A 1,295-nucleotide genomic window follows, 5' to 3' on the forward strand; every position below is an offset into this window, starting at 1 on the left:
TGAAGTTCCCCCAATTGACCGGACACCTTATATTTCAAGAACAAGGAGTCCACCATGCCAATCAAGCAGGGAGCCTATCCGGCGGAGTACCGCCAACAAATCGTGGAGCTGGCCAATGCCGGACGCAGTCATTCAGACCTAGCCAAGGAGTTTGGCTGCCACGCCACCAGCATCGGCACTTGGGTGCGTCAAAGCAAGATTGATGCGGCAGGTGATGCCAGCCCAGATGCGCCACTGACCACCGCCGAGCGCCAAGAGCTGGCAGCCCTGCGCCGCGAGCTGCGGCAAGTTAAGCAGGAGCGTGACATCTTGGCAAAGGCTACGGCCTGGTTTGCACACAAAAGCGAAGCAGACACGCCGTCTTCTCGCTGATTGCTGCGAACCAGGCCGCCTTCTCCATCGATGCCATGTGCAAGCACCTGCAGGTGAGCACCAGTGGCTACTATGAGTGGCGTAGCCGCTCACCCAGCGCCCGTCAACTTGCCAATGCTGCCCTGTGTGCGCAAATCACGCAGATTCACCAAGCCAGCGACGCGACTTACGGTGCCCCGCGTGTGCACGCACAGCTGGGCCATATGGGGCAACGGGTAAACCTCAAAAGGGTTGAGCGCCTCATGCGTGTGATGGGCCTGCAAGGCGTTAGCCGCCGCCGTGGCTTTGTGGTGACCACCAAGCGCAACCCAAGTGACAGGCCGGCTCCTGACCTAGTGCAACGCTGCTTTGTAGCTGACGACATCAATCAACTTTGGGTGGCAGATATGACATACATCCCAACGTGGCAAGGTTTCTTGTATTTGGCAGTTGTTGTTGACGCTTGCAGCCGCAAAGTCGTGGGCTGGGCCTTTGGGACGAGGATGACGGCGGAGTTGGTGATTGCAGCACTGAATATGGCGCTGCACACCAGGCGCCCAAGCCAAGTCATTCACCACAGCGATATGGGCAGCCAATACACCAGCGTGGCCTTTGGCAAGCGCTGCGAGCAAATGAAGGTTCGCCCCTCCATGGGTTCGGTGGGCGACGCGTATGACAACGCCATGGCCGAGAGCTTCTTTGCCACGCTGGAGTGCGAACTCATCGAACGAAGAAGCTGGCCCACCAAGGCGCAGGCCAGGCTGGATATCTTTAGCTGGATTGAGTCTTGGTACAACCCGCAGCGGCTGCATTCGGGGTTGGGTTACCTGTCACCTGCAGAGTTTGAAAGAAGGAGGAAAAACGCCCAACAGAACACCACCGAACCAGCTCATCAAATCAGCGACCGAGAGTCAAATATCCTCCGGTGATTTGGGGGAACTTCA

At 57.8% G+C, this 1,295-nt stretch carries 1 protein-coding gene; it reads left to right on the forward strand.

Going from position 1 to position 1,295, the window contains the following annotated elements; translation table 11 throughout:
• Positions 1 to 54: 54 nt before the first annotated feature.
• Positions 55 to 1,280 (forward strand): IS3 family transposase gene (locus EDF71_RS24870; protein ID WP_243854465.1). Its coding sequence is split into 2 segments (ribosomal slippage): positions 55 to 322 and positions 322 to 1,280, totalling 1,227 coding nucleotides; the frame shifts between segments, so codons are not numbered across the junction.
• Positions 1,281 to 1,295: the final 15 nt, after the last annotated feature.

Source organism: Comamonas sp. JUb58 (assembly GCF_004364775.1).
Lineage (GTDB): Bacteria > Pseudomonadota > Gammaproteobacteria > Burkholderiales > Burkholderiaceae_C > Comamonas.